This window comes from Lichenibacterium ramalinae (genome assembly GCF_004137085.1).
GTDB classification, from domain to species: domain Bacteria; phylum Pseudomonadota; class Alphaproteobacteria; order Rhizobiales; family Beijerinckiaceae; genus Lichenihabitans; species Lichenihabitans ramalinae.
In genome coordinates, this window is sequence record NZ_QYBC01000026.1 from 48389 (window position 1) to 67416 (window position 19028).

The following is a 19028-nucleotide window of genomic DNA, read 5'->3' on the forward strand; positions in this document are numbered from 1 at the left end:
GTCGAAGCGCCCTGGCCGGGTCGCCCGGCGCTCCCAGGTGGACCCCGTCGAGTCTGGGCCCCTTCAGCGCCTCCAGGCCGACGCCGCGGCTGTGCTCGATCCTGAACCGGAGCGACGGCGAAAGCGCCCCAGGTCGCGTCCGAGGGATGGGGTCGCGGCTGCTATGCCGGGCCGCCGTCCCTACATGGTGGCGCCGATCTGCCAGGGCACGAATTCTGCGTCGCCATAGCCCAGCGCTTCCGACTTCGACTGCTCGCCCGACGCCACGGCCAGGATGCGGTCGAAGATCTGGCGGCCCTTGTCGGCGATCGACACGCCGTCGAGCACGTCGCCGCAATCGATGTCCATGTCGTCCGTCATGTGCCTCGCCATGTCGGAATTGGTGGCGAGCTTGATCGAGGGCGTCGGCTTGCAGCCGTAGGCGGAGCCGCGGCCGGTGGTGAAGCACAGGACGTTGGCGCCGCCCGCGACCTGACCGGTCGCCGAGACGGGGTCGTAGCCCGGCGTGTCCATGAAGACGAAGCCATGGTCGGCCACGCGCTCGGCATAGCGGTACACGGCGGCGAGGTTGCGGGTGCCGCCCTTGGCGGCGGCGCCGAGCGACTTCTCCAGGATGGTGGTGAGGCCGCCCGCCTTGTTGCCCGGCGACGGGTTGTTGTTCATCTCGCCGCCGTTGCGGCGCGTGTAGGCTTCCCACCAGTGGATCGTATCGACGAGCTTCTCGCCCACCGCCCGGTCGACGGCGCGACGGGTGAGCAGGTGCTCGGCGCCGTAGATCTCGGGCGTTTCGGACAGGATGGCGGTGCCGCCGTTGTCGACGAGCAGGTCGGCGGCGGCGCCGAGCGCCGGGTTGGCGGTGATGCCCGAATAGCCGTCCGAGCCGCCGCACTGGAGCGCCAGCACGAGTTCGGAGGCCGGGATGGCTTCGCGGCGGGCGGAGGCGGCGCTGGGCATCATCTCGCGCAGGCGCGCCACCCCGGCCTCGACGGTGCGGCGCGTGCCGCCCTCGTCCTGGATCGTCATGGTACGGAAGCGCTCGCCCTCGACGAGTCCGTATTCGGACTTCATGCGGCCGATCTGGAACACCTCGCAGCCGAGGCCGACCAGCAGCACGCCGGCGATGTTGGGGTTGGTGGCGTAGCCCCACTGGGTGCGCTTCAGCGCCTCGAAGCCCTCGCCCTTGTCGGCCATGCCGCAGCCGGTGCCGTGCACCAGCGGGATCACGCCGTCGATCGTGGGGTAGTCGGCGAGGATGCCGGAGCGTTCGACCTCCTTGGCGATGAACCGCGCCACCGAGGCCGAGCAGTTCACCGAGGTCAGGATGGCGAGGTAGTTGCGGGTGCCGGCGCGGCCGTCGGCGCGGCGGAACCCCTGGAAGGTGGCGCGCTCGGCCTCGGGCAGCAGCGTGTCGGGCCGCACGCCTTCGCCGAAGCGGTAGTCGCGGTCGAAATCCTCGCCCATGGCGAGGTTGTGCTCGTGCACCCAGTCGCCGGGAGCGATGGCCTTGGTGGCGAAGCCGATGATCTGGCCGAACTTCAGCACCGGGGCGCCGGGCGCTATCGCGGCCGTGGCCATCTTGTGCCCCTTGGGCACGCGCGCCGCCGCCACGACGCCGGACGAGGTGGCGTCGCCGGGCTGGGCGACGTCGATCGTCACGACGACATTGTCCTCCGGCTGGAGGCGCAGGGTGCGGGCGGGGCTGGACATCATGGCACTCCGAAGCGGGCGACCGCCGCGGCGGCGCCCTCGCGCATCAAACCCGACAGCGCGGCCGTGACGGCCCCGGTGAAGCGCTGGTCGGCGGGAAGGTCGCGGCCGAAGACGGCGTCGAGACCCAGCAGAGAATCGGCGATCGCCGCCGCATCTTCAAGGCCCGCGGTGCGGCGGCGCAACTCGTCCGCCAGGGGGTCGCGCAGGTCGATGGCCTCGCCCCGCTCGTCCCGGCCCGTCGCGTAGCGCATCCAGGCCGCGACGCCGAGCGCCAGCCGGTCGATCGCGGCGCCCGCCGCCAGCCTGTCCCGCACCGTGCCGAGCAGGCGCTGCGGCAGCTTCTGCGTCCCGTCCATGGCGATCTGCCACGTGCGGTGGCGCAGCGCCGGGTTGCGGAAGCGCGCGACGAGCGAGTCCGCATAGGCGGCGACGTCGAGCCCCGGCACCGGCGGCAGGGTGAGGGCGGCTTCCTCCAGCATCAGCCCGCGCACCAGCGCGGCGAACCCCGGCGCCGCCATCGTGTCGGCGACGGTCTCGTGGCCGGCGAGATAGCCGAGATAGGCCAGGGTGGAATGGCTGCCGTTGAGCATGCGCAGCTTGGCGAGCTCGAAGGGCGCCACGTCGGCCACGAAGGTGGCGCCGGCGCGGGCCCAATCCGGGCGGTCGCGCGCGAAGTCGTCCTCGATGACCCATTGGGTGAAGGGCTCGGTGGCGATCGGCCAGGCGTCGTCGAGGCCGAGCGCCTCCGCGATGCCGGCGCGGTCCCGGTCGGTGGTGGCCGGAACGATGCGGTCCACCATGGTGGAGGGGCAGCGCAGCTCCGCCTCGAGCGCGCGGCCGAGCGCCGGGTCGCGCAGGGTGGCGAAGCGCACCAGCACGCGGCGCAGCGTGGCGCCGTTGTGGGGAAGGTTGTCGCAGCACAAAGCCGTGAAGAAGGGCAGGCCGGCGGCGCGGCGGCGGCGCAGCGCCTCGACGATGAAGCCCGGCGCCGAGCGCGGCGCCCCGGGGTGGGCGAGGTCGTGCACCACGTCGGGGTGGCGTTCGTCGAGCTCGCCCGTGGCGGGCGAGTGGCAATAGCCCTTCTCGGTCACGGTGAGCGACACGATGCGGGTTTCCGGCGCGCTCATGGCGGCCAGCAACGCATCCGGGTCCTCGGGCGCGACGAGGAGGCGGGTGACGCTGCCCACCACCTGCAGGCGCTCGCCCGAGGCGTCCCGCACGGCGAGGGCGTAGAGCCCGTCCTGCGGCGCCAGCGCGTCGCGGGTGTCGGGCGAGCGCAGCGAGGCGCCGAGGATGCCCCAGCGGGGGTCGCCGCCGGCCAGCACGGCATCCGTGTAGGCCGCCATATGGGCGCGGTGGAAGGCGCCGATGCCGAGGTGGACGATGCCGGTGGTCAGCGCGGCGCGGTCGTAGCCCGGGCGGGCGACGGCGCCGGGCAGGCCGCCGAGCGTGGCGGCGGAAAGGCGTTCGGCCATCGTCAATGCGCTCCTTGCGTCTTGGACCGGGCGACGATCTGCGTCGGGTTGACGAAGCGCAGCGCCAGCAGGAGCCACACCAGCGTCGTCACCATGTAGACCACCGCCATCACGTCCACCTCCTGGCCGGCGCGCACGCCCGACGCGAAGACCGCGTAGTAGAGCGCCACCACCAGCGTCTGGCTGGTGGGCCCCGCGGTGAGGAAGGTCAGCTCGAACATCGCCACCGTCCGCACCAGCACTAGCAGCAGCGCCGCCAGCACGCCCGGCAGCAGCAGCGGCAGGAGCACCCGCGCGAAGAGCTGCGGGGTGGAAGCGCCGAAGACCCGGGCCGCGGCCTCGACCCGCGGGTCGATCTGCTCGATGAAGGGGATCATCACCAGCACCACGAAGGGCACGGCCGGCACGAGGTTGGCCAGCACCACGCCCCAGAAGGAGCCGCCGAGGCCGACGCGGTAGAGCAGCGTCGCCATCGGGATGCCGTAGGTGAGCGGCGGCACCAGCAACGGCAGCAGGAACACCAGGGTGGCGGCCCGCTTGCCCGGGAAATCGCGCCGCGCCAGCGCATAGGCGGCGGTGACGCCGAGGGCGCCCGAGATCAGCACCACGGCGCCCACCACCTCGAAGGTGACGACGAGCACGTCCGTCAGGCCGAACTCGTCCCAGGCGTCGGCGTACCAGTGGGTGGTGAAGCCGGCCGGCAGCCAGGTGCCGAGCCAGCGCGTCGAGAGCGAGTCGATCACCACCGTGGCGATCAGCGCCAGGAGGTTCAGCACGAAGACCGCCACGACGGCCCAGACGGCCGTGCGCCAGAGCTTCGATCCGATGCCTGAATCGCGGATCATCCCTTCGTCCCCCCGACCGGGCCACGGTAGAACAGCGAGCGCAGCCCCAGGGCCGCCAGCACGACGACGAGCTGCACGGCGCCCATGATCATGGCGATGGCGGAGCCGAGCGAGGCGTCGTACCGCTCGAAGGCCGCCTGGTAGGCCGCGATGGAGATGACGTGGGTCGAGCCCGCCGGGGCGCCGAGCAGCACCGCCGACGGGAAGACCGCGAAGGCCTGGACGAAGCTCAGGCAGAAGGTGACGGCGAGGCCCGGCACCAGCAAGGGCAGGAAGACGCGGGCGAAGCGCCGCGCCGCGCCCGCGCCCAGCGTCGCCGCCGCCTGTTCGAGCGCCGGGTCGATGCCGCTGACGTAGGACAGCGTCAACAGGAAGGTGAAGGGGAAGCCGGTGATCACCAGCGAGGCGAAGACGCCCCAGTAGTTGTTGGTGAGCTTCATCGGCGAGCCGATGACGTGCAGCCACAGCAGGACGCGGTTGAACCAGCCCTGCGGGCCGAGGTAGGTCAGCAGCCCCTGCGCCACCAGCACGGTGCCGAGCGTCACCGGCAGCACCAGGATGGTGGTGAGCAGCCGCTGGTGGCGCATGAGCCGCACCCGGAAGGCGATCGGCACGGCGAGCAGCAGGTTGAAGAGCGTCGTCGGCACCGCCAGGATCAGCGTGTTCCACACCGTCTCGCGCAGGAACGGGTCGCTGAAGAACGTGGCGTAGCTTCCGTAGAAGGGGCCGGCCTTGGGCGCCAGGGACAGCGCCAGCCCGTAAAGGAACGGGTAGACGAAGAGGCCCAGGATGGCGAGCAGCGCCGGGACCACCAGCAGCGTCGTGCCGTCGATGCCGCGCGCGGCGAGGCGCAGGCGCAGCGGCACGCCCGGGCTCGCCGGGGAAGCGAGCGCCGTCATGCCTCGTCCCCCGGAAAGACGAGGATCTGGTCGGGCCGGGCGCCGAGCGTGACGCGCTCGCCCGCCGACACCGGCCGGTCGCTGCGGAAGAACAGCTCGGTGCCGTCGATGGCCTGGGCGGCGCCGAAGAAGGCCCGGCCGCGGTATTCGCTGATCCGCACCGTCGCGACGATGCCGGAGCTTCCCGCCACGAGGTCCTCGGGGCGCACCATCAGGGTCACGGGCTGGCCGGCCGCGACGGGTTGGCGCGCCTGGACCTCGACGCGCGAGCCGCAGGCTTCGACGGTTGTGCGGCCCGCGGCCGTGCCGGCGACGCGCCCGGGGAGCTTCGAGCGATAGCCCATGAACTCGGCGACGTCGGCGTGTTCGGGCCGCTCGTAGAGGTCCTCGGGCGTGCCGGTCTGGCGGATCAGGCCGTCGCGCATCACGACGATCCGGTCGGCCATGGACAGGGCCTCGTCCTGATCGTGGGTGACGTAGACGGTGGTCGACCCGATGGCCTCGTGGATGCGGCGGATCTCGGCCCGCATCTCGAGGCGCAGCTTGGCGTCGAGGTTCGACAGCGGCTCGTCCATCAGCACGACGGGCGGACGGATGACGATGGCGCGCGCGATGGCGACGCGCTGTTGCTGGCCGCCCGACATCTGCCCCGGTAGCTTGTCGGCCTGGGCGGACAGCCGCACCAGCGCCAGCGCCTCGTCGATGCGCTTGTCGGCTTCGCGGCGGGGCACCCTCTGCATGTCGAGCCCGAAGCCGACGTTGCGGCGCGCGCTCATGTGGGGAAAGAGCGCGTAGCTCTGGAACACCATGCCGAAGCCGCGCTTCTCGGGCGGCAGTTCGTCGATCCGGCGCTCGCCGAGCGAGATGGTGCCGCCCGACAGGGGCTGAAGCCCGGCGATGCAGTTCAGCGCCGTGGTCTTGCCGCAGCCCGAGGGACCCAGCAGGGCGATGAACTCGCCGGGCCGGATCACGAGATCGAGCCCTTTCAGGGCCTGGAAGCCGCCGAAGTCGCGCCGGAGTCCGGCGAGGCGCAGGGCTTCGCCGGAGGGGGCCGGACGCGGCGTGGACGGGTCGCGGTTGGTCGCCATCGACATGGTCATGAGGTTCGAACCCTTGGCGGTGCGGTGTCGGCCGGATCAGCCCTTGCCGGCGCCGATGCGCTGGTCCCAGAGCCCGAAGGCCGAAACCATGCTCTTCGCGTCGAGCGGCACTTCGAGCGGGTGGTCGGCGATGAGCGCGTCGTATTCGGGGCGCCCGAAGGTCTTGATGGCCTCCTGCGAGTCTTCTGGCGCCATGGCGAGCGTCACGCCCTTCACGGCCGGGCCGGGATAGAAGTAGCCCTGGTCGTAGGCATAGGCCTGGCTCTTCGGCTGCAGCATGAAGCCCATGAGGTCGATCAGCACGGCGAGCTTGTCGTCGGCGACGCCCTTCGGCACCACCATGTAATGGGCGTCCGTCACCCAGTGGAACCCCTGCAGGGCGCCGATGGCGGCCTCCTTCGGCACGATGCCGAGGACGCGCGGGTTGATGTCCCAGCCGGTGGTCGAGACGATGATGTCGCGCGTGCCCTCGCCGAGCTCCTTCATCGTCTGGGTGGTGCCGGCGGGGTAGTATTCGATGTTCTCGCCCAGCGCCTTCAGGTAGTCCCACGTCTTGGACCAGCCGTTGACGGGGTCGAGCGGCGCGGAATCGCCCAGGATGTAGGGCAGGCCCATCAGCCAGGTGCGGCCCGGGCCGGAGTTCGACGGGCGCGCGTAGATGAACTTGTTCTTGTTCTGCTTGGTGTAGTCGAGCAGCTCGGCGGCGCTCTTGGGCATGGCCTTGACTCGGTCGGGCATGTATTCGAGCAGCGGGCCCGACGGGTAGTAGCTGACGACGCGGCCGTGGTCGGCCGCGATGGCCTGCATCTTCAGCGCCTGGGGCAGGTAGACGGAGGCCGGGTCGGGCAGGTCGGCCGCATAGGGCTTGAGATCGAGCCAGATCCCCTGGTCGAGCCCGGCCGACAGGGCGTCGGGCCCCGTCAGCACGAGGTCGATGTCCATGTGGCTCGCGTCCTGCTGCGCCTTGATCTTGGCGGGCAGTTCGGGCGCCGGCGCCTTGGTGAAGACGAAACGCGACACGGCGTCGGGCTTGGCCTTGCGGTAGGACTCGATGGCCTTCTGGGTGAGGGCGAGATTGCCGGCGACGTCCACCACCGTGATGGTGACGGGGCTCTTGGGCATGGGCAGCGCCGCGAAGGCGCGGGCCGGGGCGAGGCCGGCGAGCGATGCGGCGCCGAGGCCGCCGAGAACCTGTCTGCGATCCACCATTCTGGTCTCTCCCTGTGCGGTTTCTTGGCGTCGTGAGGCCGGACCCGGCGTCACAGCCGGTAGGCCCGTTTGGCGAGCCCGTAGGCGAGGTCCTGGGCGAGGTCATGCGCCTCGTCCTCGTCGAGCCGGTGTTCGGCGACGAGCCGCGCCAGGTAGTTGCAGTCGATGCGGCGCGCCATGTCGTGGCGGGCCGGGATCGACAGGTAGGCGCGGGTGTCGTCGTTGAAGCCGACCGTATTGGCGAAGCCCGCCGTCTCGGTGGCGATCTCGCGGAAGCGCAGCATGCCCTCGGGGCTGTCGAAGAACCACCAGGGCGGCCCGAGCCGCAGAGCCGGGTAGTGGCCGGCCAGGGGGGCGAGCTCGCGCCCGTACTGCGCCTCGTCGAGCGTGAACAGGATCAGCGTCAGGCGCGGGTCGTTGCCGAAGCGGTCGAGCAGCGGCTTCAGCGCATGCACGTAGCCGGTCGGCTGCGGGATGTCGGCGCCCTTGTCGGGTCCGAAGCGCTCGAAGACCAGCGGGTTGTGGTTGCGCACCGATCCCGGATGCAGCTGCATGACGAGCCCGTCCTCGACGCTCAGGGCCGCCATCTCGGTCAGCATCTGGGCGCGGAAGAGGTCCGCGTCGGCGGGCGAGGCGGGGCCGCGCACGACGCGGTCGAACAGGGCCGCGGCTTCGCCGGGCGGCAGGTCGGCCGTGCGGGCCGAGGGGTGGCCGTGGTCGGTGGCGGTGGCGCCGAGCGCCTTGAAGGCGGCGCGGCGCGCCCGGTGCGCCGCGAGATACCCGGTCCAGCTCACGGCCTCTCCGGCGAGGGCGCAGAAGCGCTCGACGTTGTCGCGGAAGCCGGTCCGGTCGGGGTCCACGACGGCGTCGGGACGGTAGGTCGGCACGACCCGGCCGTGCCAGCCCGACTGGCGCATCGCCCGGTGATGGCCGAGGTCGTCGAGCGCCGAATCCGTGGTGGCGATGGCCTCGATGTTGAAGCGGTCGTAGAGGGCGCGGGGCCGCATCTCGGGGCGCCCCAGTGTGTCGGCGATCCGGTCGTAGAGCCGGTCGGCGTTGCTGTCCGTCAGCCGCTCGTCGATGCCGAACACCGATTCCAGCGCATGCTCGAACCACAGCCGCGTCGGCGTGCCGCGGAACAGCGGGAAGTGGTGGGCGAACAGGCGCCAGATCGTGCGCCCGTCCGCCTCGGTCGGGCCGCCGTCGCGCCGCGGCACGCCGAGCGCTTCCAGGGGCACGCCCTGCGAATACAGCATGCGGAACACATAATGGTCCGGCACGACGAAGAGCTGGGCCGGGTCCGGGAAGGGCTTGTCCTCGGCGTACCAGGCCGGCTCGGTGTGGCCGTGGGGCGAGATGATCGGCAGGTTCGCCACCGCACCGTAGAGCCGGCGCGCGATGCCGCGGGTTCCGGGGTCGGCGGGGAACAGCCTGTCGGGGTGGAGGGCCATGGAGCGTTTCCGGTGCGGAAGGTGTCGATCCGCTTGGCGCCCATCATCAACTGATATACTAGTATGTCAATAGGGGAGGGCCATGGACCGGACGGGAGCGAGATCCGACACCGCCGCGCCGCGCATCCGGCGCCCGGACGTGCCGCGTCCGGCGACCCGCATGGCGGTGTCGCCGTCGGGCGCCGTCACGGCGGCGGGCGCTATCGCGGCGGCCCTGCGGGACGAGATCGCCGGCATGGTGCTGCTGCCCCGCACGCCCCTGCGCGACGCCGTGCTCTGCGAGCGCTTCGGCACCAGCCGCACCCCGGTGCGGGAAGCCCTGATCCGGCTCGGCGAGGAAGGCCTCGTCGACATCGTGCCGCAGTCCGGCACCTTCGTGTCGCGCATCCCGGTGGACGCCATCCCGGAGGCCGTGCTGGTGCGCCAGGCGCTCGAGGGCGTCACCGTGGAGGCGGCGGCACGGGCCCCGTCCGGCGACCTGGCCCGCGTCGATGCGGCGCTCGACCTCCAGCGCACCCTGGCGCACCGCCGCGACACGCGGGCCTTCCACGAGGCCGACGAGGCCTTTCACGAGGCCCTGGCCCTGCTCGCCGGCCATCCCAACATCTGGCGCCTGCTGCGGCAGGTGAAGGTGCAGCTCGACCGGGCCCGGCGTCTGACGCTGCCGGCGCTGGGCCGCATGGACCAGGTGGTGTGCGAACACGTGGCGATCCGCGACGCCGTCGCGGCCGGCGACGCCGCCGCGGCCCGGGCCGCCATGACGCTGCACCTCAGCGTCGTCCTCCCCGATGTGGTCCGCCTGCGCGAGACCCATCCCGATTACTTCGTCTGAAAGGAACTCGCATGCGCCAGGGTTGGAGATGGTACGGGCCGGACGCCTACGTGTCGCTCGACGACGTGCGCCAGGCGGGCGCCACCGACATCGTGTCGGCGCTGCACCAGGTGCCGATCGGCGAGGCCTGGACGCGCGAGGCTGTGGCGGAGCGCAAGCATCTCGTCGAGGCGACGCCGCCCGGCCGCACCCCGCTCGTGTGGTCCTGCGTCGAGAGCATCCCGATCCCCGATGCCGTGAAGCGTCGCGGCCGCGCCGCCAAGGCCGAGATCGAGGCCTGGATCGCCAGCCTCGAGGCCGTGGCGGACTGCGACATCGCCACCATCTGCTACAACTTCATGCCGGTGGTGGACTGGACCCGCACCGACATCGACCATCCGCTGCCGACCGGCGCCACCGCCATGGCCTTCGACCAGGACCGTTTCGCGGCCTTCGACCTGCACGTGCTGGAGCGGCCCGGCGCCGCGGCGGACTATTCCGACGAGGACCGTCGACGCGCGCGCGCGACGTTCGACGCCATGAGCGAGGGCGAGGTCGCCGACATCACCCGCACCATCGCGTCCGCCCTGCCGGGCTCGACCAGCGAGCCCATGACGATCCCGGGGTTCCGCGACAAGCTCGACCAGTACCGCGAGATCGATGCCGCGCGGCTGCGCCGCCACCTCGTCGAGTTCCTGGAGGCCGTGACGCCGGCGGCCGAGGCGCGCGGCGTGACGCTGACGCTGCACCCCGACGATCCGCCGCGGCCGCTGTTCGGCCTGCCGCGCATCGCATCGACGGGCGACGATTACGCGGCGCTCTTCGACGCCGTGCCGTCGCGCGCCAACGGCATGTGCTTCTGCACGGGCTCGCTCGGCGTGCGGCCCGACAACGACCTGCCCGCCATCGCGCGCCGCTTCGCCGAGCGGATCGGCTTCGTCCACCTGCGGGCGACGAAACGCACCGGCGACGGCCGCAGCTTCCATGAATCGGACCATCTCGGCGGGGACGTCGACATGGTGGCGGTGCTGCGCGAGCTCGTGGCGGCGGACCGGACGCGGCCGCCCGGGCGGTCGATCCTGTTCCGGCCCGACCACGGCCACCGCATGCTCGACGACCTCGACAAGACCGTCAGCCCCGGCTACCCGGCCATCGGGCGCCTCAAGGGCCTGGCGGAGCTCCGCGGCATCCTCTACGCCCTCGGCGCCCCGCCGGACTGAGGACGGGGTTCCGTCGTCCTCTCGTTGCACTGGCGGCGGCACCCGACGGGCGGCCGGACGGCTGGCCGGTTCTGGTTCCGATAGAGACAGCGTCTGCAGCGGTGCGACGCGATCAGGCGCCCGGCCGATGCGCGTGACGGGCCCACCGTTCGGCGACGTGCGTGCTTTACCTCATCCGCTCAACGGTGTAGGTTTTAGCGTCGATCGCGAGCCGGCATGGTCAAGCTGCACTTCATCGGCAACATCGCCTTTCGGGTCTATGGCAACGACCATCGTCCGGCGCATTTCCACGTCGTTGCGCCGGACTTCAAGGCCATGGTCGAGATCGACACCCTGTCGTTGATTCGGGGTACGATCCCGGCACGCGACCGCCGCGCCGTGATGGACTGGGCCGAACAGCACCGAGCCGAGATCATCGCGGCCTGGAACCTGCTCAACCCGGACCTCGCCATCTGAGGAAGCACCACCATGCGGGACGTCGCGCATATTCGAGCCGTCGCAGCCACCGGACCCAGCACCCTTGCCGTCACCTGGGGGGACGGCTCCATGTCCCACGTCGACCTCGCGGGTTGGATCGCCCGCGGCGGCCGTCGTTTCGCCGTGCTGGGCAACGCCCTCGTCTTCGCTGCCGCTACGGTCGGGCTCCACGGTGGCAACGTGACTTGGGACGACGACGAGGGAGACCTCGCCATCGACAGCGAGCATCTGCGCATGCTGGCCGAGCACCAGGCGCCGTTCGACGCCGCGATGGCGACGTGCTGGCAGGACGACATGCGGGTTTCGAACGTCGAGGCGGCCGATCTCCTCGGGATCGCGCCCAGCACCTGGGCCGCCTACAAGGCCGGTACCACCATTCCGGCGACGATCGCGCGCTTGTGCAGGGCGATGCGGAGCGAACCCACGGCCCTGTCGGCCCATCTCCGTCCGCGGGTCGCCGGCCGTCCGGGGAAGGAGCCCATCCATGTCGATGAGGCTGATCGCGCCGAGTTACGCGTGAGCGGCGAGGTCAAGCCGTTCGCTCACGTGCAGGGTGCCGTGATCGCATTCTATGGACTACCCGACGAACAGCAGTCACGCGCCTCCATCGCGATCCCGGAGCGGGGAGCCGTCTACAGGTCCGCCGCTATCAGGCGCCTCAAGGGTTTGGCATCGACGCGCGGAATGCTTCAAGCCCTCGGCGCCCCGCCGGACTGAGCGGAGCCCGGGCCGCCAGCGCCGCCGTTTCCCCTGACGGGCGACCCCGTCAGGCCAGGGGCAGCGCGGCGCGGCGATCGACGCGGGCGAGGCGGCGGAGCAGGAACTCGACCTCGGCCTTGGCCGTCGCATCGAGCGTGCCGCCGGGCTTGCGCTGGTGGTCGCCCGCGATGATGCCGCGGCGGGCCATGACGTATTTGCGCACCGCGAGGCCGATGCCGGGCTGCTGCTCGTAGCGCAGCAGCGGCAGGTGGGCGTCGAACAGGTCGTGGGCGGCGTCGCGCTCCCCGGCGGCCGTCATCCGCACCACGTCGACCAGCATGTCCGGGAAGGCATAGCCCGTCATGGCGCCGTCGGCGCCGCGCTCGCCCTCGAAGTCGAGGAACAGCCCGCCGTTGCCGCACAGGATCGAGATGCGCCGCATCGCGCCCGCGTCCGACCAGCGCCGCAGCGCCGAGATCTTGTCGAGGCCCGGCCAGTCCTCGTGCTTGAGCATGACGCAGCTCGGGTTCTCCTCCACGATGCGGCGGATGACGCCGGGCGTCATCACCACCGTGAAGGTCAGCGGGAAGTCCTGCAGGACGAACGGCACGTCGGCGCCGATCGCTTCGACGGCCTGGCGGTAGTAGGCCACGATGGAATCGTCCGTGCGCAGGCTGTTGGGCGGCGCGATCATCACGCCCGCCGCGCCGGCCTCCATGGCGGAAAGCGCCAGCGCCCGCATGGCGGCGAAGCCCGGGGCCGAGACGCCCACCACGACGGGCAGGGCGCCGGCGCGGCGGATGAAGCGCGCCGCCAGCGCGGCCGATTCCCCGGCGTCGAGCTTGGGCGCCTCGCCCATCACGCCCAGCACGGTGAGGCCCGTCGCCCCGGCCGCCGCATAGACGTCGACCATGCGGTCCACGGAGGTCCAGTCGATGGCGCCTTCGGCCGTGAAGGGCGTCGGCGCGATGGGGAAGACGCCGCGGGCCGTCTCGTCGAGCCTCATGGCGCCGTGCTCCCCTGGCGATAGGCTTCGGCGTCGAGCCCGTGCGGCGCGCCGGCGGCCTTCAGGCTGTCCCACACCTCGTCGGTGAGGGGAACGCCCTCGGCGAGGCGGCGGGTGCGGGTGTCGCGTTCCACGTCGCCGGGCGCCAGCACCTTGCCGCCGGCCTCGGCCGGGCGGGCGTCGAGGTAGAAGGCGAGATAGTCGCGCACCTCGGTGGCGAAGCTCGCGTCCGAGCCGCCGATGTCGGGCGCGATGTAGATGGACAGCATGCCGTTGCAGAAGCGCCGCGGCGGCGGGCCGGCGCAGCCCGAGCCCGTCAGCGCGCCGGCGAGGAGTTCGCACATCATGGCGAGGCCCGAGCCCTTGTGCTCGCCGAAGGCCCGGATGGCGCCCCGCCCGCTGTAGAGCGTGTCGGGGTCGCGGCTGAGGCTCCCGTCGGGCTCGATCAGGCTCCCCTCGGGCACGGGCTTGCCGCCCTTGGACGCCACCAGCACCTTGCCTTCGGCGACCAGCGAGGTCGCGAAATCCAGCACGACCGGCGGGCCGCCCGCCACCGGCACGGCGGCGGCGAAGGGGGCGGTCGAGAAGCGCCGGTCGACGCCGCCGAAGGGCGCCACCAGCAGGCTGCCCGCCACGTTGACGAAGTGGATCGAGACGAGGCCGGCTTCGGCCGCCTGTTCGGCCCATTCGCCGATGCGCCCGAGATGGCCCGCATGGCGCAGCGCCACCACCGACACGCCGTGTCGCTTGGCGCGCGCGATGCCTTCGGCCAACGCCATGGGTCCGGCGCTCTGCCCGAAGCCGTAATGGGCGTCGATCAACGCGAAGGCGCCCCCGTCCGTCACGAGTTCCGGCACCTGTCCGGCCAGCACCGTGCCGTCGCGCAGCCAGCCGACGTAGCGGGGCACGCGGATCACGCCGTGGCTGTCGTGGCCGGTGAGGTTGGCGCCCACGAGGTAGCGCCCGATCCTGCCGCCCTCGTCCTCGTCGCACCCCTCGTGCACGAACACGTCGCGCACGTAGCGCTCCAGGGCGGCCGCACCGATCAGCATGGGTCAACTCCGCTTGCCAGGACGGGCCGCGCCTGCGGCCTCGCGGCTTTCGACGTCCGGCTGCCTCGCGGCACCGAACGCAAAGAGCGCGGCGGACAGGGTCCGGCCGCGCTCTTTGCTGGAAATCCCGGGCTCGAGATCCCGGGCCGCCGCGCCCGACGCGGTCAGGCGGCGGCCGGGGGGCTCACTTGCCCTTTTTGGTGCCGTAGAGCGAGCGGGACTGCTTGCGGTCCTTGACCGCCTGGGTGTCGAGCACGCCGCGCACGATGGAATAGCGCACGCCCGGAAGATCGTTCGGGCCGCCGCCACGGATCAGGACCACGGAATGTTCCTGGAGGTTGTGGCCCTCGCCCGGGATGTAGGCGATCACTTCGTTCTTGTTGGTCAGGCGGAGCTTGGCGACCTTGCGGAGCGCCGAGTTGGGCTTGCGCGGAGTGGTGGTGTAGACGCGCGTGCAGACGCCACGCGCCTGCGGGCTACCCTCCAGGCCCTTGGTGCGCACCTTGACGGGCGGCTTCTTCCGGGGCTTCCTGATCAGCTGATTGACTGTTGGCATTTCGAACTTCACCTCTCTCACGAGGCCGTTAAGCGAGCTCGCCGCCCGAGTCAAGGCTCGTCGCGCCCGCGGCCCGGCGCCGACGCTCCCGATCAGGCGGCCTGCAGGGCCACATCGGTGCCGGCGATGCCGCGCCCGATCCGCTCGGCGTGGAAGCGCAGCAGCGTGTCGTCGGGATGGAGGTCCAGCAGGGCCAGGATGGCTTCCGGGCCGCCGGGCTCCCCCCGCGCCAGGCGGCCGAAGGCGTCGCCGTAGCGTTCGGCCCACCCGGCTTCGGCCGAGGCGCGGGCGGCGGGCGCGAAGACTTCCACCCGGTGCGCCTTGCCCTTCAGCTCCAGCGCGCCGATCGGCCGAAAGGTGAGGGCCGCGGCGGGGCCCACGGCATCCACCGTGGCCCGGGCCGCGCAGATCCTCGTGCCGAGCCGTTTGTTGGCGGCTTCGAGCCGCGCCGCCGTGTTGATGGCATCGCCGTGGGCCGTGTAGTCGAAGCGGCGGCTCCCCCCGAAATTGCCCACCACGGCCCGCCCGGTGTTGATGCCGATCCGGGTCGTGCCGAACGGCCGGTCGCGGCCGGCCACCCGCGCGAAGTCCTGCGCGAAGGCGTCGATGGCGAGCGCGCAGCGCACCGCGCGCTCGGCGTGGTCGGGCTGGTCGAGGGGAGCGTTGAACATGACGTGGACGGCGTCGCCCACGATCTTGTCGATCGTGCCGCCGTGGTCGAGCACAAGGGCGCAGACGCCGTCGAGGTAGCGGTTCAGCGTCGCCACCAGCAGGGCCGGCTCGGCCGCCTCGGCGAAGGCCGTGAAGCCTTCGAGGTCGGTGAACAGGAACGTCATCTCCCGGTCCTCGCCGCCGAGCCTCAACGTGTCCGGGTCCCGCGCCAGCCTGTCGACGAGCTCCGGCGACAGATAGGTGCCGAAGGCCGCCCGCAGCGCGCCGGCCCGCCGCTCCGTCGCGAGGTAGCGCACCGCCAGCGCCGCCACGAAGCAGAGCGCGCCGGCGATGACGACCGGGCTCGCGTCGAAGAGCAGCGCGCCGCGGCCGAAGAGCAGCAGCGCCCCCCCGGCCGCGGCGAGGCTGCCGAGGACCAGGACGGCGGCGCCCCAGGTCGCCCCGCCGCACACGAGCGCCATGGCGACGGCGAGGCCGAACAGGGCCGCGACGCGCCGCTCAACACCGGCGGCCCAGAAGGGACGGGTCAGGACGTCGCCGGCCAGGATCTGCTCGACGCCGGCAGCGTGGATGGCCACCCCGGGCTGGAACGCGGCGAGCGGCGTCGAGCGCAGGTCCGACAGGCCGAGGGCACTGGTGCCGACCAGCACGATGCGGCCCGAAACCGCTGCCCGCAGCGTGGCGGCATCCTCGTCCAGCACGCGGTGGGCCGGGAGCGTCCGGGCCGGGTCCCGCGCGCCGAAGTGGATCCACATGCCGCCGTGCGGGTCGATCGGCACGATGCGGTCGCCGATCCGGGCGGTGTAGCCGGTGGTGCCGCCCAGCCAGCCGCCGCCGCGCTCCTCGCGCAGCCCGACCTCGGCGTCATCGCCCTGCGCGACCCGCACCGCCTCGACGGCCAGCGACGGCAGGATCGCGCCGTCGAGTTCGGAGAAGAGCGGCAGTCGCCGCACGGTCTGGTCTTCGGAAACGTCGGCGATGCTGAAGCTGCCCTGGCCGGCGGCGGCGAGGTCGAAGGCCTTGAGGTTCGGCACCGCGCCTCTGTAGTCGTCGAGGTTGGGCGGTGCCCCGGCCCCCAGCATCGACACGCCGTTGGCCACCTCCGGCGCGCGGCCGTTGGCGACCGGCAGGAGCGCGTAGCCCGTGACGACGCGGCCGCGGGCCATCGTGCGGGCGAGTTCGGCGTCGTAGTCGGGCAGGGTCCCGCCCGGCCCGGTGACGGACAGGCCGGCGTTTCGCGCCCAGCCCGGGGCCAGGGCCGCAGGCGAGCTGCGGTCGGGCTCGGCGAAGAGCAGATCGAGGCCGATCGCCGCCGCCCCGGCATCCTGCAGCCGCCGGATCAGCGCCGCCACGTCGGTGCGGGGCCAGGGCCATTGGCCGAGCCTGGCGAGGCTCGCCTCGTCGATGTCGACCACCACGACGCCGGTGCCCGGCGCGACCCTGTCGGCATCCGGCCGCGGTGCGGCGTGCTGAAGCGCATCGAAGGCGGCATGCCGCAGCTTGACGAACGGGTCCGCCTCGTCGGCATGGAAGGCGAGCAGCGGCACCAGCACGACGGCGGCGGCCGTCAGTGGCGCGCCGAACCGCAGCCAGGCGGACCGTAACACCCACCTGACGTTGCGGAGAATCGCCATGATGGTCCCGACCTGCGCTGAATGGCGCCGACCCTGCCCAAAAGTCGTCAAGATTTTCGCTACGGCAGCTGAGGTTGCGGATGGATATTGACCGTCGGTTAAGGCTCGACAAGCAGGCTTGTCAGCGGAGATGCTGATGACCCTGCCGCTCGACTGCCTCTTCCTGCCGACCGGGACGGTGCTGTTCTCGGAGGGGGATCCCGGCGACCACGCTTATCTGATCCAGTCCGGCGCCATCGATATCCTGGTCGAGCGCGAGGGACAGGAGATCGTGCTGGCCCGCCGTGGCACCGGCGAGATCATCGGCGAGATGGCGCTGCTCGACCACGGCACCCGCTCCGCCACGGCGCGGGTGTCCGCCCCCACCGAGGTGATCGCCATCACCAAGCGGCAGTTGGACCAGCGCATCAGCGAGACGGACCCGGTCCTGCGCATGTGCCTCGGCGTCGTCATCGAGCGCTATCGCGAGACGCTGAAGATGGTGCGGCCGGATGCCGTGGCGCCGCCGCCCACCACGGTCCGCAGCCTGCCGGGGCCCGCCTTCGATGCCGCCGTCGCCGTGCTGGCGCTGGAGCGCGAGATCGAACGCGGCCTGCTCCGCGCAGAGTTCGAGCTGTTCCTGCAGCCCATCGTGGCGCTCCGCGACCGCAGGCTGGCGGGCTTCGAGGCGCTGATCCGCTGGAACCACCCGGTGCGCGGCCTGCTGGCGCCCGCAGCCTTCATCCCGGTGGCGGAAAGCAGCGGCCTCGTCGTGCAGATCACGGACCGGATGCTGCGCGAAGCCGTCTCGGCCGTGCGGGTGCTGCTCGCCGCCCGGGGGGCGGGCGAGGGCTGCGCCGACGAGCCCCTGTTCGTCAGCGTCAACGTGTCGGGGCACGACCTCGTCCAGCCGGGCTTCGCCGACGGCGTGATGCAGATCCTGGCCGAGGCGGCGCTGCCGCCCCACCACCTCAAGCTCGAGGTCACGGAAAGCATGCTGATGAAGGACCCCGCCCGGGCCGGCAGCATCCTCGACACCTGCCGGCGCCACGGCATGGGCATCGCGGTCGACGATTTCGGCACCGGCTATTCGAGCCTCAGCCACCTCAGCACGCTGCCCATCACCACGCTGAAGATCGACCGCTGCTTCGTGCAGGCCATGCTGGGCGACCCGACGAGCCGCAAGATCGTGAACACCATCCGCCTCCTCGCCCGCGAGCTCGCCATCCCGATCGTGGCCGAGGGCATCGAGCGCGAGGCCGAAGCCGCCGCGCTGGACGCGATCGGCTGCGAATACGGCCAGGGCTACCTGTTCGGCCGCCCCATGCCGGTGACGGAGGCCATCGTCTTCCTGCGCGCCATGCCGGTGCCGCGGATCCAGGCGCTGCGCGCCTATGCCTGACAACGCCACTCCATGAGGATCGCGATCTTGCGCTGCCCCCCGTCACCCCCATCCCGCTCCCGCGCCCTGTCCCTCCTGGCGCTTTCGGCGCTGCTGCTCGGCAGTGCCGCGGCCGCGGCCGCGCCCGCCACGGTCGGCGCCGTCGACAAGGCGCAGGGGCAGGTCGAGGCCAGCCAGGCCGGCGTCCCGCGCGACCTCGCCGTCGCCGCCCCGGTGCTGTTCGGGGACCGGCTGCGCACCGGCCCGGCCGCGCGGCTCGAGGCCAAGCTCGCCGACGGCACCGTGCTGACGCTCGGCGAGAAGGGCCGGCTGACGGTCGACAAGTTCGTCTACGATCCGGACCGCGACGGCGGCAGGCTGGCCCTGACGGTGAAAAGCGGCGCCTTCCTGTTCGTCGGTGGCAGGATCGAGGGCCCGACCGGTGGCCACGTCGACATCCACACGCCCGTGGGGACGCTGGGGGTGCGCGGCACGACGGTGTGGGGCGGCCATATCGACGGGGGCTTCGGCGTGCTGGTCCTGAGCGGCGAAGTGTCGCTGAAGACGCCGCGCGGCACCGTGACAATGCGCAAGGGCCAGGGCACCATGGTGTACGACGGCAAGGCGCCGAGCGGCGCCGCGCCCTGGCCGGACGACAGGGTCAATCGCGCCGTCGCCACGATCTCGTTCGACCCCGCGACCGCATCCGAGCCCGCCGCGTCCGAGCCGCTGACCTTCGACCGCCTCCTGCACGACGTGCTGCCGGCCCGCTAGATGTGGAGCCTCAATAGGTTGTCCTTGTCGAGTGCGAGGCGGCTGACGGGTGGTTTTGCGCCGAGGCTCGTGTGTGGC

17 protein-coding genes are annotated in these 19028 nt (G+C 72.0%); 6 read left to right on the top strand and 11 right to left on the bottom strand.

Annotated elements, in window-relative coordinates; genetic code table 11:
* Nucleotides 1–180: 180 nt before the first annotated feature.
* Genes D3272_RS23770 through uxaC form a run of 7 tightly spaced genes read right to left on the bottom strand, consistent with a single transcriptional unit; the run spans nucleotide 181 to nucleotide 8689 of the window.
* Complete coding sequence (locus tag D3272_RS23770; RefSeq protein ID WP_129221721.1) at nucleotides 181–1707, bottom strand: UxaA family hydrolase; 1527 nt, start codon at nucleotides 1705–1707, stop codon at nucleotides 181–183.
* A complete protein-coding gene (locus D3272_RS23775) occupies nucleotides 1707–3185 on the bottom strand; it encodes a mannitol dehydrogenase family protein (protein ID WP_129221701.1) in 1479 nt (492 codons plus the stop codon). The genes D3272_RS23770 and D3272_RS23775 overlap by 1 nt, the downstream gene beginning before the upstream one ends.
* A gap of 2 nt (nucleotides 3186–3187) precedes the next feature.
* Complete coding sequence (locus D3272_RS23780) at nucleotides 3188–4030, bottom strand: ABC transporter permease (RefSeq protein WP_129221702.1); 843 nt, start codon at nucleotides 4028–4030, stop codon at nucleotides 3188–3190.
* The gene (locus tag D3272_RS23785; RefSeq protein WP_129221703.1) at nucleotides 4027–4929 is read right to left on the bottom strand and encodes an ABC transporter permease; all 903 of its coding nucleotides are present in this window, start codon (nucleotides 4927–4929) and stop codon (nucleotides 4027–4029) included. Before D3272_RS23785 ends, D3272_RS23780 begins: the two co-directional genes overlap by 4 nt.
* Nucleotides 4926–6017, bottom strand: coding sequence for an ABC transporter ATP-binding protein (locus tag D3272_RS23790; protein WP_129221704.1), 1092 nt, complete (start codon nucleotides 6015–6017; stop codon nucleotides 4926–4928). Before D3272_RS23790 ends, D3272_RS23785 begins: the two co-directional genes overlap by 4 nt.
* Nucleotides 6018–6065: 48 nt before the next feature.
* The gene (locus D3272_RS23795) at nucleotides 6066–7238 is read right to left on the bottom strand and encodes an extracellular solute-binding protein (RefSeq protein WP_129221705.1); all 1173 of its coding nucleotides are present in this window, start codon (nucleotides 7236–7238) and stop codon (nucleotides 6066–6068) included.
* A 50-nt stretch (nucleotides 7239–7288) separates the two neighbouring features.
* On the bottom strand, nucleotides 7289–8689 hold the full coding sequence (gene uxaC / locus D3272_RS23800) for a glucuronate isomerase (RefSeq protein ID WP_129221706.1): 1401 nt from the start codon (nucleotides 8687–8689) through the stop codon (nucleotides 7289–7291).
* Between the two features lie 160 nt (nucleotides 8690–8849).
* Here uxaC and D3272_RS23805 point away from each other — a divergent pair, with 160 nt between their 5' ends.
* The 4 genes from D3272_RS23805 to D3272_RS23820 all read left to right on the top strand — a co-directional run bounded on the left by D3272_RS23805 (nucleotide 8850) and on the right by D3272_RS23820 (nucleotide 11914).
* Nucleotides 8850–9521, top strand: a complete 672-nt coding sequence (locus D3272_RS23805; RefSeq protein ID WP_129221722.1) for a GntR family transcriptional regulator — start codon at nucleotides 8850–8852, stop codon at nucleotides 9519–9521.
* 11 nt (nucleotides 9522–9532) lie between these two features.
* Nucleotides 9533–10720, top strand: a complete 1188-nt coding sequence (uxuA, locus tag D3272_RS23810) for a mannonate dehydratase (protein ID WP_129221707.1) — start codon at nucleotides 9533–9535, stop codon at nucleotides 10718–10720.
* A 216-nt stretch (nucleotides 10721–10936) separates the two neighbouring features.
* Nucleotides 10937–11176, top strand: a complete 240-nt coding sequence (locus D3272_RS23815; RefSeq protein ID WP_129221708.1) for a DUF4160 domain-containing protein — start codon at nucleotides 10937–10939, stop codon at nucleotides 11174–11176.
* A gap of 12 nt (nucleotides 11177–11188) precedes the next feature.
* The gene (locus tag D3272_RS23820; protein WP_207210302.1) at nucleotides 11189–11914 is read left to right on the top strand and encodes a hypothetical protein; all 726 of its coding nucleotides are present in this window, start codon (nucleotides 11189–11191) and stop codon (nucleotides 11912–11914) included.
* Nucleotides 11915–11963: 49 nt separating this feature from the next.
* Here the strand turns inward: D3272_RS23820 and D3272_RS23825 are convergent, their stop codons facing one another.
* From D3272_RS23825 to D3272_RS23840, 4 genes are all read right to left on the bottom strand, one after another.
* Nucleotides 11964–12902, bottom strand: coding sequence for a dihydrodipicolinate synthase family protein (locus tag D3272_RS23825; protein ID WP_129221709.1), 939 nt, complete (start codon nucleotides 12900–12902; stop codon nucleotides 11964–11966).
* A complete protein-coding gene (locus D3272_RS23830) occupies nucleotides 12899–13954 on the bottom strand; it encodes an Ldh family oxidoreductase (protein ID WP_129221710.1) in 1056 nt (351 codons plus the stop codon). Before D3272_RS23830 ends, D3272_RS23825 begins: the two co-directional genes overlap by 4 nt.
* Before the next feature lie 184 nt (nucleotides 13955–14138).
* Nucleotides 14139–14510 (bottom strand): 30S ribosomal protein S12, encoded by a 372-nt coding sequence (gene rpsL, locus D3272_RS23835; RefSeq protein WP_129221711.1) that lies wholly within the window; start codon nucleotides 14508–14510, stop codon nucleotides 14139–14141.
* Between the two features lie 92 nt (nucleotides 14511–14602).
* Nucleotides 14603–16816, bottom strand: coding sequence for a CHASE2 domain-containing protein (locus D3272_RS23840; protein WP_129221712.1), 2214 nt, complete (start codon nucleotides 16814–16816; stop codon nucleotides 14603–14605).
* A 136-nt stretch (nucleotides 16817–16952) separates the two neighbouring features.
* On the opposite strand from D3272_RS23840, the gene D3272_RS23845 reads away from it, so the two are divergent.
* Together D3272_RS23845 and D3272_RS23850 are read left to right on the top strand one after the other, a co-directional pair.
* A complete protein-coding gene (locus D3272_RS23845; RefSeq protein WP_165361504.1) occupies nucleotides 16953–18197 on the top strand; it encodes an EAL domain-containing protein in 1245 nt (414 codons plus the stop codon).
* 12 nt (nucleotides 18198–18209) lie between these two features.
* Complete coding sequence (locus D3272_RS23850) at nucleotides 18210–18950, top strand: FecR family protein (RefSeq protein WP_129221716.1); 741 nt, start codon at nucleotides 18210–18212, stop codon at nucleotides 18948–18950.
* Nucleotides 18951–19028: the final 78 nt, after the last annotated feature.

Bases quoted from the DNA above. Each gene is read 5' to 3' on its own strand.
- D3272_RS23770 (WP_129221721.1), bottom strand. From the start codon at position 1,707: ATGTCCAGCCCCGCCCGCACCCTGCGCCTCCAGCCGGAGGACAATGTC.
- D3272_RS23785 (WP_129221703.1), bottom strand. From the start codon at position 4,929: ATGACGGCGCTCGCTTCCCCGGCGAGCCCGGGCGTGCCGCTGCGCCTG.
- D3272_RS23780 (WP_129221702.1), bottom strand. From the start codon at position 4,030: ATGATCCGCGATTCAGGCATCGGATCGAAGCTCTGGCGCACGGCCGTC.
- D3272_RS23775 (WP_129221701.1), bottom strand. From the start codon at position 3,185: ATGGCCGAACGCCTTTCCGCCGCCACGCTCGGCGGCCTGCCCGGCGCC.
- D3272_RS23795 (WP_129221705.1), bottom strand. From the start codon at position 7,238: ATGGTGGATCGCAGACAGGTTCTCGGCGGCCTCGGCGCCGCATCGCTC.
- D3272_RS23850 (WP_129221716.1), top strand. From the start codon at position 18,210: ATGAGGATCGCGATCTTGCGCTGCCCCCCGTCACCCCCATCCCGCTCC.
- uxuA (WP_129221707.1), top strand. From the start codon at position 9,533: ATGCGCCAGGGTTGGAGATGGTACGGGCCGGACGCCTACGTGTCGCTC.
- D3272_RS23805 (WP_129221722.1), top strand. From the start codon at position 8,850: ATGGCGGTGTCGCCGTCGGGCGCCGTCACGGCGGCGGGCGCTATCGCG.
- D3272_RS23830 (WP_129221710.1), bottom strand. From the start codon at position 13,954: ATGCTGATCGGTGCGGCCGCCCTGGAGCGCTACGTGCGCGACGTGTTC.
- D3272_RS23825 (WP_129221709.1), bottom strand. From the start codon at position 12,902: ATGAGGCTCGACGAGACGGCCCGCGGCGTCTTCCCCATCGCGCCGACG.
- D3272_RS23790 (WP_129221704.1), bottom strand. From the start codon at position 6,017: ATGGCGACCAACCGCGACCCGTCCACGCCGCGTCCGGCCCCCTCCGGC.
- D3272_RS23815 (WP_129221708.1), top strand. From the start codon at position 10,937: ATGGTCAAGCTGCACTTCATCGGCAACATCGCCTTTCGGGTCTATGGC.
- D3272_RS23845 (WP_165361504.1), top strand. From the start codon at position 16,953: ATGACCCTGCCGCTCGACTGCCTCTTCCTGCCGACCGGGACGGTGCTG.
- D3272_RS23820 (WP_207210302.1), top strand. From the start codon at position 11,189: ATGCGGGACGTCGCGCATATTCGAGCCGTCGCAGCCACCGGACCCAGC.
- uxaC (WP_129221706.1), bottom strand. From the start codon at position 8,689: ATGGCCCTCCACCCCGACAGGCTGTTCCCCGCCGACCCCGGAACCCGC.
- rpsL (WP_129221711.1), bottom strand. From the start codon at position 14,510: ATGCCAACAGTCAATCAGCTGATCAGGAAGCCCCGGAAGAAGCCGCCC.
- D3272_RS23840 (WP_129221712.1), bottom strand. From the start codon at position 16,816: ATGGCGATTCTCCGCAACGTCAGGTGGGTGTTACGGTCCGCCTGGCTG.